Origin of the sequence: Pseudomonas agronomica, from assembly GCF_025917275.1 — a bacterium.
Taxonomy (GTDB): domain Bacteria; phylum Pseudomonadota; class Gammaproteobacteria; order Pseudomonadales; family Pseudomonadaceae; genus Aquipseudomonas; species Aquipseudomonas agronomica.
Map to the genome: position 1 here is coordinate 1 of NZ_JAOSHO010001147.1, position 257 is coordinate 257.

Annotated in this window: 1 protein-coding gene; it reads left to right on the top strand. The window is 61.5% G+C overall.

Annotated features, from left to right (window positions below; translation table 11 throughout):
• Positions 1–257: DUF6124 family protein (locus OC610_RS29315; RefSeq protein WP_264433362.1), on the top strand; the 257-nt coding region annotated here is incomplete at both ends.

The following is a 257-nucleotide window of genomic DNA, read 5'->3' on the forward strand; positions in this document are numbered from 1 at the left end:
TCGACAAAGCGGCAGCAGACCGCGCCCTCGATTACTACCTGAAACCCAAATCCAGCACGCCGAAAACCGACCCAGGCCAGCTCTTCACTCTCATCAACGGCATCGACACCGAAGCCCTTCTCGCCAACCTCAGCGAAACCCTGGCCTCGGCCAATGCCATGATCAATGACCTGGCCTTCGACCTGGAAGGCTCGCGCCGGCACGTCGCCCTGGGCATCCTGCAACTGGTCGAACTGAGCGGACTGCTGGCGAATCGG